This is a genomic window from uncultured Chryseobacterium sp., assembly GCF_913776365.1.
Lineage (GTDB): Bacteria > Bacteroidota > Bacteroidia > Flavobacteriales > Weeksellaceae > Chryseobacterium.
In genome coordinates this window covers 1-14735 of the sequence record NZ_CAJYMO010000078.1, presented here as the reverse complement: position 1 = coordinate 14735, position 14735 = coordinate 1, and the positions used below count along the sequence as shown (strand labels likewise).

Genomic DNA, 14735 nt, shown 5'->3' with positions numbered 1-14735 from the left:
TAAACTCAGGTTTGATTTTATCGTCAGAGCCCCGAAGGGGTGACATACATCAGCACAGGGTGAAGCCCTGTGTCAATCCGGTTTTCGATACCAAAAAGCCCTGAAAGGGCGAAATAACTGCTGGCGGGAGGCTTTTGGCAACTGGCAACTGGCTCTTGGCTTAATGGATGAAGAGCAGAAAATAAGAGGAACTTATTGAAATAAATATATAATAAAAGCAACATCTGGAAGATGTTGCTTTTTATCTATCAGTATTCTAATGATTTTTGTTAATATCTGGCGAACTTTGACGAGCCCCAAAGAAGCGATTTAAACCAGCACAGAATGCAACCCTGTGTCGTTGAATCAGATAAAAAAATGCGCCACCGTGTAAATAATCAATCCGACCAGCCCGCCGACAATGGTTCCGTTTACCCGGATGAATTGCAGGTCTTTCCCGACTTCCAGCTCCAGCTTCTCGCTCAATTCCTTTCCCTGCCAGTTTCCTACGGTTGAGCTGATGAGGTTTCCGAACTGATGGGTGTTTTTCAGGATGTATTTATAGGCCGTTACGCGGACCCAGTTGTCAATTTTGGCCTGCAGGGTTTCATTGGTATTCAAATTCAGGGCAAACTCGTTCAGGTTTTTGGAGAGGTAGGTTTTCAGGGAAGACTGCTCATGCTGAAGTTCTTCCGTGACGGTTTTTTTGATGGAGGCCCAGATGTCCCGGGAATATTCATTTAACTTTTCCGGCTGCAGAAGGTCATTTTTAATGGTGGCGAATTCCTGTTCCCATTTCGGGTCTTCAGCCAGATTCCGGGAGAATTCCTGGATCCTTTTGGTAATCAGATCTCTTATTTCATGGTGGGGATCCGCTTCTATTTCTGCAAAGAAATCCGAAAGTCCGGTGGTAACCTTATCCGCAATCTTGTTATCGACAAAAGCTGGGATAAAGGTGTAACTGCCTTTCCGGACACGTTCTTTAATCAGCTCGCTGTTTTCAAGGATGTAATTTTTGATCTGGGAAGAAAGGCTGGTAACCATCCGCTGATGGTCATTCTTTTCCGTAATATAAGTAATTCCGTTGCCAACGATTTTATTGAGCTTGACGTCGCCTGCCATTTCGGAGACTTTCCGGCTGATAAACTGGCTGACTTCCGCATCATCGAGTTTGTTCAGAATATCCAAGACGATATCGGAAATATTCCGGATGAGGATTTCCTGGTTTTTTTCTTTCCCCAGCCACTCCCCGACAAAATTTGAAATTTTCAGCTTCTGGATGTACGGACGAATATTCTGCGGAGAAAGGAAATTGGTAACGACAAATCCGCCCAGGTTATCACCCAGCTGCTGCTTGCTGTTTTCAATAAGGTTGGTATGCGGGATCGGAAGTCCCAGCGGATGGCGGAACAGTGCTGTTACCGCAAACCAGTCGGCAAGCGCACCCACCATGGCGGCTTCGGAAAAAGCGCGGACATAGCCGATCCAATGGGAATCCATGCGCTTCTGGAGAATGGTGGTAATGATAAAAATAACGGCCATCAGAAGGAACAGCCCGGTGGCGAAGGCCTTATATTTATTCAGCTGTTTTCTCTTTGCTTCATCATTCATAAGATTCGGTATGCGGTTATTGTTGATGAGTTTCTTTTCAATATCATGTCCTGTTGTTTAATTATTCGGATTGTTGCAGAAGTACAACAATTTAAAAATCAGGATACTACTGTTTTGTAAATAGCATCAGCGGGAATCAGTTATTTAAAAAAAGTTAAATTTTCAGACTTTATCCGAGTATGGTTTGATTTTAGCTGATACAAATCCGTTAAACAGATGCTATGGAACACGAAGCAAAAAACAATCCATACTATTCCCGGACAGACCGTACCAAACTGGATATTCCCAATCAGGAATGGAGAAACATCCTTACTCCTGATCTGTACGCCATTTCCAGAGAAGCGGCTACGGAACGTCCTTTTACAGGGAAGTACAATGAGTTCGATCAGTTAGGAGAGTATTTTTGTGCCGTATGCGGAAACCATCTGTTCCGGTCGGATGCTAAATTTTCCAGCAGCTGTGGCTGGCCCAGCTTTTTTGAAGCGGACAAGGAAGGCGTATATTATAAAAGGGATACAGCATTCGGAATGGAAAGGGTAGAGGTACTCTGTAAAAGATGCGATTCCCACCTTGGCCATGTCTTCGATGATGGCCCGCAGCCAACCGGATTACGGTACTGCATGAATTCCGTGAGCCTTGAATTTGCTCCGGATTCTGAAAAATAAACATTGGTTTAAATTCTATAAACCAGCACGTTAAAGTTTCTTAAATAGCGTTAAACTTTTTAGAGTATTGACGCTATACCCGTTATGTTTTTATACATTTGTCCCGCAATTGTATTTAACATAATATTTTTAATGAAAGGAATTTATAGCGTACTCGGTATTGTTTACATGATTACCACTTCATTCTACGGGTCTCCTGAAAAGGCCGTGATGAGAAATGAATCCAATACCAAAAGAATTGAAAAATCAGTTGAAATGAATTCTGTGAAAGCAGAAAAGACCATGTCTTCATCCGAAGAATTATACCACTCCATCACTTTTGAACAGGGCCACGAGCTTAATCCCGACGTTTTCTTTAAAGCCATGACAGGATTTGAAAACCTGAAAAAAGCAGGTCTTCTTAATCAGGATTCCCATTTGCTTACAGTATGCGATTTTTCCATGTCTTCCAATACCAAAAGACTTTGGGTAATCGATATGAATGAGAAAAAAGTGTTGTTCAACTCACTGGTAGCACACGGTAAAAATACAGGCGAAGAATTTGCGACGAGTTTTTCTAACACGGAAAGTTCGTTGCAAAGCAGCTTAGGATTTTATATCACGGATGCTACTTACCAGGGCGACAACGGGTATTCTCTGAAACTGTTGGGAATGGACAAAGGCTTTAATGATGCGGCTTACAGGAGAGCAATCGTTATGCATGGTGCCGATTATGTAAGCGATCAGTTTGCCGCTACGCACAAGAGAATCGGGAGAAGCTGGGGATGCCCGGCCGTTCCGAGGGACCTTACCCAGCCGATCATCAATACGATCAAAGGAAGAAACCTTCTTTTCATCTATTACCCGGATCAGAACTACCTTTCCAAATCGGAGTGGCTGAAGGCATAAAAACAGAATAAATAAAATAGAAAAGCAGTCTTATGTAAGGCTGCTTTTTTTATTTTCAGAAATAAATCGTACCTGAAAAATGCTTCCTTTACCGGGTACGGAAGAGAGCAAAATCATTCCCTGATGCATTTCAATAATCCTTTTCACAATCGATAACCCGATGCCATTGCCTTTTTCCTTATTTTTACTGGCTCCGCGGTAAAAAAGGTCGAAAATTTTATCCCGGTCGTTTTCATCAATCCCGATACCATGATCGATAAAGCGGATGTCCAGAACCTGGTGGTGAACTTCAATCTCCACGAAGCAGCTTCTGTCCGATGAGTATTTGCAGGCGTTTTCCATGAGGTTCAGAAAAGCTATTTTCAGCAGGTAAGGGTTTCCATGGAAATCATAATTGCTTTCATCCTTATCGGCCAGGTTATCCATGTAGTGAATGCCTATTCTGTATTCCTGGTTTTTCTGAAGCAGGTCTACCTTGGCGTCTGCCAGGATTTCATCAACACGGAGATCGGTAAAGCTGATCTGGGATGCATCATAGCTTGCCCGTGCAAAATCCAGCAGGGCAGAGGAAAGCTGGGAAGCATGGGTGGCGTCTTCAAGGGCATTGTTGATGGAAAGTTTATAATCTTCCAGCGTCACATTCAGTTCTTTGGCAAGCTCCAGTTCGGCGATCATGGTGGAAAGCGGCGTCCGGAATTCATGGGAGATCGTGGTCACAAACTGGCGGTGGTTGCTGAAGGATTTCTCCAGCCGGTTAAAAGTAGAATTAAAAGTTTCGGTAAGCTCATAAATTTCATCTTTCGCCTTCGGAACTACCAGCCTCTTATGAAGGTTGTGTTCCGAAATATCACGGATCTGGATGATGATATCTTTCAGAGGCTTCAGGGTATAATAGGAAAACAAAAAGCCGGTAACGAAGATGATGAGAACGGAGATAATATAAATGACGATAATATCTTCCCTGAACTCCCGGATGTGGGCCAGCCCCGTTACGTCAACCGCACTTCCGATGATGTAATAATTTTCACCGTCAAACTCATACCTGAAAGCCATGTACTGCCGCTCTCTCCGCTGCCAGGTAAGCTTATCCTTCCCGGTTTTGATCAGGCGGTCAAGGTAATACGGGTTTTTCGAGCTTGGGCTGATGTCTGTAAAGATCAGCTCTTTTTTGCTGTTGTAAACACTGATGTCGGCTTCATTCAGCATTTTTTTATTCCGTTCGTGGAGCCTTTTTATTTTATAATCATCAATATCGGCATCGAAAATAAATTCTGCCCTCCATATGATTTTGTAGCCTAACCGGTCATTAAATTCATCATTCCTGTTCTTTTCGGATACAAAATAAACGACGTAGGCAAAAATAAAGAGTATGCCGGCGGTAAGCAATGCGTATATCAGGGCTGTTCTGGTAGCAATTTTCATAGATTGCGGGTAAAAATAAACCCTGTGCCGGGTTTGGTGTGAATCAGTTTCTCGTCAAAATCCTTATCGATTTTCTTACGCAGATAGGCAATGTAGACATCAATATAGTTGGTGCCGGTATCAAAATGGTTGCCCCAGACATTTTCTGCAATTTCTTCCCGGGTCAGGATGCGGTCTGCATGGGTCACAAGGAAAACCAGCAGCCTGAATTCCTTCGGCGTAAGGATGATTTCCTTTTCATCACGGAATACGCGGTTGGTCTTCCGGTGAATGGCAAGGTGATGATACTGAATAATATCTGTTTCTTCATCTTTCCTGGGCAACAATGATTTCCTCAGCAGAATGGCTTTAATTCTCGCATACAGTTCCCGGATCTCAAAAGGCTTCACCATATAATCATCGGCTCCCGCATCAAATCCTTCGATTTTTTCATCAATCGTTCCCAAAGCGGTCAGCATAATGATCGGAAGGTCGGGATGTTTCTGCTTGATGATTTTGCTGAATTCAATTCCGCTCATCCGGGGCAGCATGATGTCGGTAATGATGAGCTCAAAAGCAATCCGGTCTGCCAGGATCAGGGCATCTTCCGCATCTTCCGAAATATAGATCTGATAGCCCTGGCTTTCAAGGCCCCGTTTCAGCAGTGCGGAAACCCGGGCATTATCTTCTATGATTAATATTTTCATCTGGAATATTTTTCAGGTAGGAATCTCAGCCGGAATACGCTTTTAAAATCCTGAATTCCGAGGTGGTACAAATCCCATACAAAGGTATTTCATATTTTACTATCAGAAAAACAGAATCTCCGGATTAATGGTTTTCTAAAGGTTTTCTAATAGTTTTCTAATGAGGTTCCCGGATTTTCAAAACTAATTTTGTCCCGTCAAAACAACGAAAAGAGGATCAAGACACTATGGACAAAAGGTATATTAAAACCGGGCTTATCGCAGCGTTACTGATTGGGATGAGCCAGACCGCAGAAGCACAGAAAAAAAACGACTTCGATAATCCTGCGCTTACCCATTATCTCAATGAACAGCACTCCCGGTATATCTCTTTCAGCGGATACGCGGAACTGTGGGCCCGTTATGCCCAGCTAAATCCGGGAAGCATGATCAACAACGATGCAAAATCAGACGTATCCGATCTTTCACTACGCAGGGTAAGGGTAAAAATGACGTACAAACCGACGGAAAAACTGATGTTTGTGCTTCAGGGAGGAACCACCAATGTGAATGTGACTGCGAAAGGCAGCAATTATTTCGATCTGCTGGACGCCTATGCAGAATATTCTTTTAATGATAAAATCGCTTTCGGTGCAGGGCGTTCTACCTGGAGAGGGCTTTCCCGTTTTACGACAGGGCCGCTTAATACGCTGCTGTATGACCTTCCGGCCTACGCTACATCCAATGCCGGTGCCACGGATTATACCGTGAGGGAACTCAGCGCCTACATCAAAGGGCAGCTTGGAAAATTCGATTACCGGCTGGTGGTCGCAGATCCGTATACCATGGCGACTGCCGAACCGAAACCGAATGTATCCACCTTCAGTAAAAATTCGCCCCATAAAGATTTTTCAGGATATTTCAGGTATGCTTTCCTGGATACGGAAAACATTTCGACCCCATTCAATTCGGGAACGTATGTCGGGAAAAAGAATGTCCTGAGCCTGGGAGCAGGATTTGATTACATCCACAATGCGCTGTGGCATCAGGATGCTGCCAAGAATACGGTGAATGATGATATGAAGAGCTTTGCCGTAGACCTGTTCTATGATGCTCCGCTGAATAAGGAAAAAGGCACCTCCGTAAGTGCATATGCCATGGCGATGCACAACGATTACGGCCCGAATTACATCCGTTATGTCGGGACCAATAACCCGGCAACTTCAGTGGATGCTTCCCTGGCAAGCCTTAACGGGGCCGGAAATGCCATGCCCGTGATCGGAACCGGAAATACGTATTATCTCCAGTTTGGTGGAACGCTGCCTTATTTAAACAAAGAAAAGAAAAACCTGCAGCTACAGCCTGCCGTAGGGGTGCAGCTGTCTGATCTGAAAGGCCTTCATGACAATGCCGTGATTTATGATGCCGGAATCTCCCTGCTGATGAACGGAATGTCTTCAAGGTTCACCTTCGATGCCCAGAACCGTCCTGTCTTTACACCGGATGCTGCCGGCAATGCCGTTGCTTCAGACCGGAAATGGCAGTTCGTCCTGAAATACAGGATTGATTTTAATTAAACAAAATGCCTGCTCACCTAGCGGCATCCACCCATAAACAGAATTACTTACTATGGAAAGAAGGAAATTTTTATTCCGCTCCGTACAGGCTTCAGCAATCCTGCTGTTCTCCGGCAATGTGCTGGCCTCTGCCTTACCGATGTTTAACCCCATAAAAAAGAAAAAAGTGTACTTCCATTATTTATTATTCTGGCTCAGGAAAGATCTTTCCGAAGCTGAAGTGAAGGAGTTTGAGAACTTTTTCAAAGGGCTGGCTCAACTTCCTTACCAGAAAAACCTGCGTTACGGAAGACCGGCAGCCTCCAGTCCGAGAAATGTCCTGGACAACAGCTTTACCTATAACGCCTCGATGGAATTCGACAGCCTGGAAGAGCTTGAAGCTTACGGAAAGCTGCCGGAACACCTTGCCCTTGTACAGAAATACAAGCCGTTCTTTGAAAGAATGCTGGTTCATGATACCGTTTACCACCCATAAAAAAAGAATCTTATTTAAAAATGAAAAACTTTGTTAAAGGCATGAGCCTTGTTGTAGCATTTTCAGCTATGAGTTTTATGAATGCACAAGATCATCACAAAAAGCATGTGAGAGTTAAAGTAGAAGAAACCACGGAATCCATTCCGGCCATCAGGCTCATCAATAAGCCCGACGGTACCTGCACCTTTGAAAAAGGGAAAATCCCGACGCTGAAGCACATGAACACCACGACTTTCTGGATGAGCAACAAAACCGAAGACTGGGAGAAAAATGCGCATCCGGCGCCGAGAAGACAGTATGTAATCACCATCAAAGGTAAAATCAGATTCAAAGTAACCGATGGTTCCACTTTTATAATCAAGCCCGGAACCGTATTGCTGGCGGAAGACCTGAAAGGAAAAGGGCATAGCTGGGATATGGTGAAAAGCAAAGTCTGGGAAAGGCTTTATATCCCGATCGGAGAAGATGCGGATGACTTTTTTGTTGCAGACAAAGATTCCGATTAACCCAACATCATCATCATATGGTGTTTTATATAAATTCGTACAATGGAAAAGCAGCCTTTTGGCTGCTTTTTATGTGATCCAAAATGTATTTCTTGTTTTCCAAACTCTGGATTTTTAAACGCAAAGTTTTTATTTTCCTAATGGATAAGATAAGGGAGCTAAGAAGGATCAGCAAGCTGATCTGATGAAGCTTACGCAATATGCGTTCGCTTCATCGGCGGCTTTGCCGCTCTACTTTACTCCCTTTTACTAAACGTGATGCTCATGAAACTTTGCGTTAATTTTATTCATAAAGTTATAGTGCATAGTAAACCAATTAACGGATACTACTGAAATTTTTTGAAAATCAAAGTGGCATTGTGTCCTCCGAATCCGAAAGCATTGCTCAAGGCGTAATTGATGTTCTTTTCTTTGGCTTCTCCGAAAACAATATTCAGGTCCTGCGGAATATTTTCATCGATCTTATGAAGATTGATTGTCGGTGGAATAATCCCGTCTTCAATGGCTTTGATTGATAAAATGGCTTCTGCGGCTCCGGCAGCACCCAGTAAATGTCCGGTCATGGATTTGGTAGCGCTGATGTCCAGGTTTTTACTCCCTTTAAAAAGCTTGTTGATTCCATTCAGCTCTACCAGGTCGCCCATCGGGGTGGAAGTGGCGTGCGGGTTGATGTAATCGATATCCTCGGTATTGATTCCTGCTTCCTTTAATGCCAGCTGCATAGCTTTAATGGCTCCCGTTCCTTCCGGATGAGGTGCAGTCATATGGTAAGCATCAGCGGTCATGGCAGCTCCTGCAAGTTCGGCATAGATTTTTGCACCTCTTGCTCTGGCATGTTCGTATTCTTCCAGAATCAAGGCACCTGCTCCTTCGCCCATCACAAATCCGTCCCGGTCTGCATCATAAGGGCGGCTTGCTGTAGCAAAATCATCATTTCGGGTAGACATGGCTTTCATAATGGAAAATCCACCGATCGATGCCGGAGTAATGGCAGCTTCGGAACCTCCGCTTACAATGACCTTGGCTTTTCCGAGCCTTATATAATTGAATGCATCCATAATGGCTGTATTTCCGGTAGCACAGGCAGAAATAGTGGTGTAGTTGATGCCCTGCAGTCCGAATTTCATAGAAATCATGCCGGAAGCCATATTGGCAATGAATTTAGGGACGAAGAACGGATTAAAACGCGGAGTTCCGTCTCCTTTGGTAAATTCCATCACCTCGTTTTCAAAGGTCCACATTCCGCCCTGTCCGGTTCCCCAGATCACGCCGGTATCAAAAGGATCCATATTTTCCAGTTCCAGCCCGGAATCTTTCAGGGCTTCCGCAGCCGAATACATGGCATATTGTGAAAACAGATCGCTCCGTTTGATTTCATTATGGGTAAGATGCACTTTCGGATCAAAGTTCTTCACTTCACAGGCAAAGTGTACCTTAAACTTTTCTGTATCGAAATGGGTAATGGTTCCGGCGCCGCTTACTCCGCGGATGCTGTTTTGCCAGAATTCTTCAACGGTATTTCCTAAAGGCGTCACTGCGCCAAGACCTGTAATAACAACTCTTTTCATTTAATTACTGATTTTGAATAAATTAGAGGTTCCCCGGGCAATCAGGCGGGTTTTGTCTGCATTCCATATTTCGCATTGCGCGTTTACAAACTGTTTTCCTCTTTTGATGATTTTTGTTTCGGCTACAATATGAGCATTTTCTTTGGCAGTTGAAAAATAATCAATGCTGTTATTGATGGTAACAATGAAATTTTCTTCGTTCAGGGAGAACATCGTGGCTCCGATGATATCATCCATAATGGCTGCGGTGACTCCACCGTGCATATTGCCCATCGGGTTCAGCCATTCTTCCCTTACGGTGTACTGAAATTCGATCCGGCCTTCTTCTACCGAAACCACGACCGGTTTCAGCCATCTCATGAATGGGGAGGGAGACGCCGTAAACTCTTTTCCCGTAAAGCTTTTCAGGACCGCTAATTTATCCATATTATATGTTAATTTTTTTGTTTTTCTTCCGGAATGAATTCCACCTCAATAATCCTGAGAATATGGTCTAAGGCAAGATTCAGAAATTTTTCGTCACCTGTGGTTTTGGAGAGCAGAATCCCGCCTTCGATCATCATAATGAACAATGAGGCATATTCTTCCGCATCCGGTTTTTTATTCAGTTCCCCTTTTTCCTGACCGTTGGATATGACAGATGAAATTTTGGAAATCCACTCTACAAAAGATTGGGTGACCAGATTTTTCAGATCGGGAAAAGTGTCATCCGATTCCGTAGCTGCATTCATCAGGGGACAGCCTCCACTTAAAAATACAGACTGCCAGTTTTCTCTGTAAAAAGCAACAAAAGCATACAGCTTATCGATTGAGGTCGGAAATTTGTTGCTGAAAGATGAAATCATTTTTTCTTTTAACGAACCTGCATTATACCGGTAGGCTTCAAGCGCCACTTCCTCTTTATTTTCAAAATTTCCGTAGATGCTTCCTTTGGTGAGTCCGGTGGCTTCCGCAATGTCGGATAAAGACGTGGAGGTGTAGCCTTTGGTATTGAATACCGGGGCTGTTTTCTCAATAATGAACTGTTTTGTCTTTTCCGCTTTTGACATGGGTAATAAATTACACGACAAATATACAAAAATATACCGATCGGTATATTGATGGGGTGTTTTTTATGGTTAGGCTAAAAACCAATGGATTTTTAATAGAAAAACGGGCTAAAGCCCGTTTCAATTGATATGTAGTATAAGATTTTAGCGCAAAATAATCTCAGAACAGGATTATGAATTTGCCAAAGTAGCTTGCAGGGTAATTTCAAAATTGAAAGCAGCACTTACGGGGCATCCTTCCTCTGCGATTTTAGCATATTTCTGGAAGTCTTCTTCAGAAATTCCCGGAACCTTTGCTGTCAGAGTAAGTTCTGATTTTGTAATTTTCCCAGCGCTCGGATCCAGGGTAATCACCGATTTGGTAGTCAGTTCTTCAGGAGTAAATCCTGCCTGGCTAAGTTCAGCGCTTAATTTCATGGTAAAGCAACCGGCATGGGCCGCTGCCAGCAATTCTTCAGGGTTTGTTCCGACTCCTTCTTCAAAGCGGCTGTTAAAAGAATACTGGGTCTGGTTCAATGTGCTGCTCTGTGTGGTTAAGTGTCCTTTTCCTTCTTTGATGGTACCGTTACAACCGGCTGTTGCATTACGTTTCATAATGTGTTGAATTTGTTTATTGTTAGAATTTTTTAATAGGACAAAGCTATAGCAGATATTGTTCCGATTCAATAGATAAAAAGAACTAACTCTTGTACTTTTTTCCCGATATATAATTTTTCTTGAAGCTGGAAGGCGTATTTCCTGTTTTATTGGTGAAAAGACGGTTAAAATAAGCCGGATCATCATATCCCAGATCATAGGCAATTTCTTTTACAGGCTTATCGGTATAAAAGAGCAGTCTTTTGGCTTCCAGTAAAATTCGGTTAATGATCAGCTGGTTCGGGGATTCCAGTTGTAAGCTTTTAAATTTGTGCGTTAACGTTTTTGGGGCGATATGCAGCAGCGCTGCATAATCTGATACATGATGCTTTTTCCTGAAATGGATTTCCAGCAGCCGGCTGAAGTCCCGGAAAATTTCCAGTTCGTTGCCGGGGATTTTGATCACATCGTTATCCAGGTTCTGCTTTTTCCATTTCCGGGTAGCACGGATGATGATCTGTTTTACATAGGTACGGATCATTTCTTCAGCAGACGAATCCTGGTCTTCCAGTTCCTTCTTTATGCTCCGGAACAGATTGTTAACCATTCTGTTTTCCTCTTTGTCCAGCTCAACAAAAGGGATTTCAAAGACATTGTGAAAAAGCAGCCCGTCACAGGCCACTTCTTTATCATGGATCTGGATGCAGTAAAAGTCGCGGTTATAATACAGCAGTTGGGATTCTCCGGTGCCATGTTCCACCTGCAGATGCTGGCTGGTAAGGAAAAACAGGGCCGGATTTTCGGTTTTGTAGTTTTTAAAGTCTATGGTCAGTTCATAACCTTCCGGAACATGAAAAATCTTGATTTCAGATTGGTGCCGGCTGTATGTGAAGTCCTTCAGATTTTGTTCAGAAAAGGTTTCGAAACCCAGTTTTTTATAATGGTCTTCAAAAATAAGCATCAGTAAGCAATATTTCTTTAGCTAAAGATACAAAAAAGCATGGCTCCGGAAATATGGGATTTCAGAAACCATGCTGAATATTTTATATTTAAAATTAATTTAATTCTCTCAGTTTTACCTGTTTTTCAATTTCAGGGCGCCAATCTTTTTGGGTGGCCATCATCTCACGTATTTTTTCCTGAAAACAGATTTGATACCATGTTTCTTTTTTAAAATCAGATATGCCATTGAAAATTTTTTCAGAATGGATCATCAGTTTTAACATGAAATCTTTACCTGCTTCACGATGACGGTTGATAATCTGGCTTAATAAAACATCAGATATATTGATATCGTTCGCAAATTTGGTTCTTTTTGAATACAAGGTATCAATATATGCTTCCAGAAATCCGGTAAAACTGTCCCGGGTATTATCAGCTTCTGCGTGAATATAGTTTTCCATCCTTAATTTTAGCTGTATCAGCCTGGCCTGCATGATTTGTTCTTTGGACAAATTTTTCATCCTTTTCAGACGGGCTTCCATCAAGGCAACGGAATCAGATTCCCGTTCTTTGCTGTCCTGATATCTTGAGTCGACACCAAATTCAGCATTTTCATTACTATTTCCTTTAATAGTCGCTTTCATATTCTTTAATTAAATTTAATATTTCCGGTACTTCAAGGCTAAGGGTGGTACCTGTAATATTCATCTTATATTTATCTACATAATGTTTATAAATTGCAGTTTTGGGCTTAAGGGAAATGCATGCCATTTCTGCAAATTCCGTTACGGCAATCTTGGAAACAAAACAAATCAGATTTCCTGCAATCCTGTCAAACTTTTTATCTTTTCCCTTATTCTCTTCTGAAACGGTAAGCAGCCTAATATGGATTCTCCATTCTTCAGGAATGATTTCAAAAGAAATAAGCCCCAAAATATCATTATCACCTTTAATAACAAGTTTATAGATCTGCTGATCTTTTTCTTCTTTCCAGTTAAAAAAATATCTTGTTTTTGTTATTGATTTGTAGTCTGATTTTTCCAGCGGTAGAATTTCTATCGGATAGCTTTCGCTTGTTAAAATTTCTACAATCTTCATAACATAAAGATATGGAAAGTTTCCAAAATTTGCAAACTGTCAACTTGTTCTTTTCAATTTTGTAAAGTTAATATAGAAAAAGGCATAGCTCCGGAAATTTATATTCCTGAAACCATGCCTGTATGATCAGATATGAATAAATGAAACCAAAAACTAAAAACTCACATCCACCCCGATATAAAAATTGGTTTTCATAATCGGAGCATAAACCATTCCGCCGTCGAAATAATTTCCGAAAGGATTTTTCACATCTACGATTGCTTTCTTCTGGTAATAGGATGTCAGATTTTCGCCACCAACGTAAGCCCTGATTTTTTTATTGAAGCTCTTTGAAACCTGGGCATTCAGAACCGCATAGGATCCTGAGTATGCCGGAAGCTGAAAAGCAGCAGGGTTGGAGGAGGTGTCCGGCAGCCTTTGTTTTCCGACAATATTCAGCGTCGTATCAAAACTCCAGAATCCGCCTTGCTTATCTTTACTGGTGGTATAGGCAACATTCACAAATCCTCTGTGTTTCGCCATAAAAGGCACTTCTCTTCTTCCCGCCAGGTAATCGGCCTGGACATCATAATATTTGTAAGCCAGCCTTACTTCTATATTCTTAAGCGGGATAAAATCCCATTGGGTCTGGAATGAGTTGGCAAATGATGTTCCTTCCAGATTATAGAAATTCAGCTGTTGAGGGGAACGGTCCAGATCCACCATCACCTGATCCTGGAAATCGGTTCTGAAAAAATCGGCCACAACAGTTGATTTCCTGCCGAAGATTTTAAATTCCTGCTGCAGGCTGGCACCGTAGTTCCAGGCAATTTCGGGTTTCAGTCCGTAAATGTTGCCGCCATTTTCTAAGATCTGAATGCTTCTGTTGGAGGCAAAATATGGCTGGCTTTCCGCAAAAATATTGGCTGTCCGGAAACCTCTTCCCGCAGAAAGCCTCAGAATGGTCTGTGGGGTGAAATCGTATTTAAAATTCAGTCTCGGTGTAAACTGCGTTCCCGCGAGGTTGTGGAAATCAACCCTTGCTCCGGCCACCAGGGTGTATTTTAAACCGGTAAGCGTATATTCTGCAAACGCTCCGGGAACGATTTCGTTTCTTTTAAAACGGTCTGCCAGATAGGTTTCATCATAACCGTCGTACATAAAGCTTGCCCCGGCTTTGTATTTATGATTAGTATTTCCCAGAATACTTTCAAAAATCAAGTTGGAATAATACGTCTGCTGCTTCCCGGAATAATTTCTCAATCCGAAGAAGCTGTCCTGCTGGTGATAGGTATACTGATTCATCCAGCCCAAGCTTTGGTAAGGCTTGCCTTTAAAAACATATCCTGTCTTATTCCAGACCTGAAACCTGGAAATATCGATTCCGACCCCATACGGAGACTGCTTGTCCTGAGGGATTTTTTTATCGAAGCCGATCTGCCCGGAAGTCCTTTCATCTTTAATAAAATTAATTCCGAAATGCGAACCTAAACCTGACTTTTCCAGATCGTTGTAGTTGAGCAGATAAGCGGCATTCAGCTGGGTTCCTTTCGGCCGGTCCAGAAATCCATCCTTATTCATATCCGTCTCTCCGAAAGTACCGTTTCCGTGCAGCAGAAACGTCTGCGACCATTTTTCGTTGATCGGTGAGACGCTGGTGATATTCGCTTCGGTTCTTCCGTTGAAATCGGCAAAGAGATTTAAGGAAGTTTCCGGTTCTTTAGCATTTTTCAGC

16 protein-coding genes are annotated in these 14735 nt (G+C 42.6%); 5 read left to right on the top strand and 11 right to left on the bottom strand.

The features are described 5' to 3' along the window. Positions 1-345 precede the first annotated feature (345 nt). The gene (locus tag QZ735_RS03975; RefSeq protein WP_294244491.1) at positions 346-1590 is read right to left on the bottom strand and encodes a DUF445 domain-containing protein; all 1245 of its coding nucleotides are present in this window, start codon (positions 1588-1590) and stop codon (positions 346-348) included. Positions 1591-1811: 221 nt separating this feature from the next. Here QZ735_RS03975 and msrB point away from each other — a divergent pair, with 221 nt between their 5' ends. Both msrB and QZ735_RS03965 read left to right on the top strand, forming a co-directional pair. Next, on the top strand, positions 1812-2255 hold the full coding sequence (msrB, locus tag QZ735_RS03970) for a peptide-methionine (R)-S-oxide reductase MsrB (protein WP_294244488.1): 444 nt from the start codon (positions 1812-1814) through the stop codon (positions 2253-2255). A gap of 132 nt (positions 2256-2387) precedes the next feature. Further along, on the top strand, positions 2388-3143 hold the full coding sequence (locus QZ735_RS03965; protein WP_294244486.1) for a murein L,D-transpeptidase catalytic domain family protein: 756 nt from the start codon (positions 2388-2390) through the stop codon (positions 3141-3143). A 30-nt stretch (positions 3144-3173) separates the two neighbouring features. Here the strand turns inward: QZ735_RS03965 and QZ735_RS03960 are convergent, their stop codons facing one another. Both QZ735_RS03960 and QZ735_RS03955 read right to left on the bottom strand, forming a co-directional pair. Then, complete coding sequence (locus tag QZ735_RS03960) at positions 3174-4565, bottom strand: HAMP domain-containing sensor histidine kinase (protein ID WP_294244483.1); 1392 nt, start codon at positions 4563-4565, stop codon at positions 3174-3176. Next, on the bottom strand, positions 4562-5251 hold the full coding sequence (locus QZ735_RS03955) for a response regulator transcription factor (protein ID WP_294244480.1): 690 nt from the start codon (positions 5249-5251) through the stop codon (positions 4562-4564). Before QZ735_RS03955 ends, QZ735_RS03960 begins: the two co-directional genes overlap by 4 nt. Positions 5252-5478: 227 nt before the next feature. Here QZ735_RS03955 and QZ735_RS03950 point away from each other — a divergent pair, with 227 nt between their 5' ends. The 3 genes from QZ735_RS03950 to QZ735_RS03940 are packed head-to-tail and all read left to right on the top strand — an operon-like array spanning position 5479 to position 7788. Further along, positions 5479-6807 carry a porin gene (locus QZ735_RS03950; protein WP_294244478.1) on the top strand — a complete coding sequence of 443 codons (1329 nt, stop codon included), beginning with the start codon at positions 5479-5481 and terminating at the stop codon, positions 6805-6807. Between the two features lie 52 nt (positions 6808-6859). After that, the gene (locus QZ735_RS03945; RefSeq protein ID WP_294244475.1) at positions 6860-7282 is read left to right on the top strand and encodes a Dabb family protein; all 423 of its coding nucleotides are present in this window, start codon (positions 6860-6862) and stop codon (positions 7280-7282) included. A 20-nt stretch (positions 7283-7302) separates the two neighbouring features. After that, a complete protein-coding gene (locus QZ735_RS03940) occupies positions 7303-7788 on the top strand; it encodes a hypothetical protein (RefSeq protein WP_294244472.1) in 486 nt (161 codons plus the stop codon). A gap of 326 nt (positions 7789-8114) precedes the next feature. On the opposite strand, the gene fabF is transcribed toward QZ735_RS03940, so the two are convergent. The 8 genes from fabF to QZ735_RS03900 form a co-directional block, all read right to left on the bottom strand. Next, positions 8115-9356 (bottom strand): beta-ketoacyl-ACP synthase II, encoded by a 1242-nt coding sequence (gene fabF, locus QZ735_RS03935; RefSeq protein WP_294244469.1) that lies wholly within the window; start codon positions 9354-9356, stop codon positions 8115-8117. Next, positions 9357-9782, bottom strand: a complete 426-nt coding sequence (locus QZ735_RS03930) for a PaaI family thioesterase (RefSeq protein WP_294244466.1) — start codon at positions 9780-9782, stop codon at positions 9357-9359. 8 nt (positions 9783-9790) lie between these two features. Further along, a complete protein-coding gene (locus tag QZ735_RS03925) occupies positions 9791-10405 on the bottom strand; it encodes a TetR/AcrR family transcriptional regulator (RefSeq protein WP_294244461.1) in 615 nt (204 codons plus the stop codon). A gap of 171 nt (positions 10406-10576) precedes the next feature. Continuing rightward, positions 10577-10999, bottom strand: a complete 423-nt coding sequence (locus QZ735_RS03920; protein ID WP_294244438.1) for an OsmC family protein — start codon at positions 10997-10999, stop codon at positions 10577-10579. 85 nt (positions 11000-11084) lie between these two features. Further along, positions 11085-11942, bottom strand: coding sequence for an AraC family transcriptional regulator (locus tag QZ735_RS03915; RefSeq protein ID WP_294244436.1), 858 nt, complete (start codon positions 11940-11942; stop codon positions 11085-11087). A 94-nt stretch (positions 11943-12036) separates the two neighbouring features. Next, on the bottom strand, positions 12037-12567 hold the full coding sequence (locus tag QZ735_RS03910) for a hypothetical protein (RefSeq protein ID WP_294244434.1): 531 nt from the start codon (positions 12565-12567) through the stop codon (positions 12037-12039). Next, the gene (locus QZ735_RS03905; RefSeq protein WP_294244433.1) at positions 12551-13021 is read right to left on the bottom strand and encodes an N-acetyltransferase; all 471 of its coding nucleotides are present in this window, start codon (positions 13019-13021) and stop codon (positions 12551-12553) included. The genes QZ735_RS03910 and QZ735_RS03905 overlap by 17 nt, the downstream gene beginning before the upstream one ends. Positions 13022-13174: 153 nt before the next feature. Further along, the coding region (locus QZ735_RS03900) for a TonB-dependent receptor (RefSeq protein ID WP_294244431.1) at positions 13175-14735 on the bottom strand (1561 nt) is incomplete at its 5' end.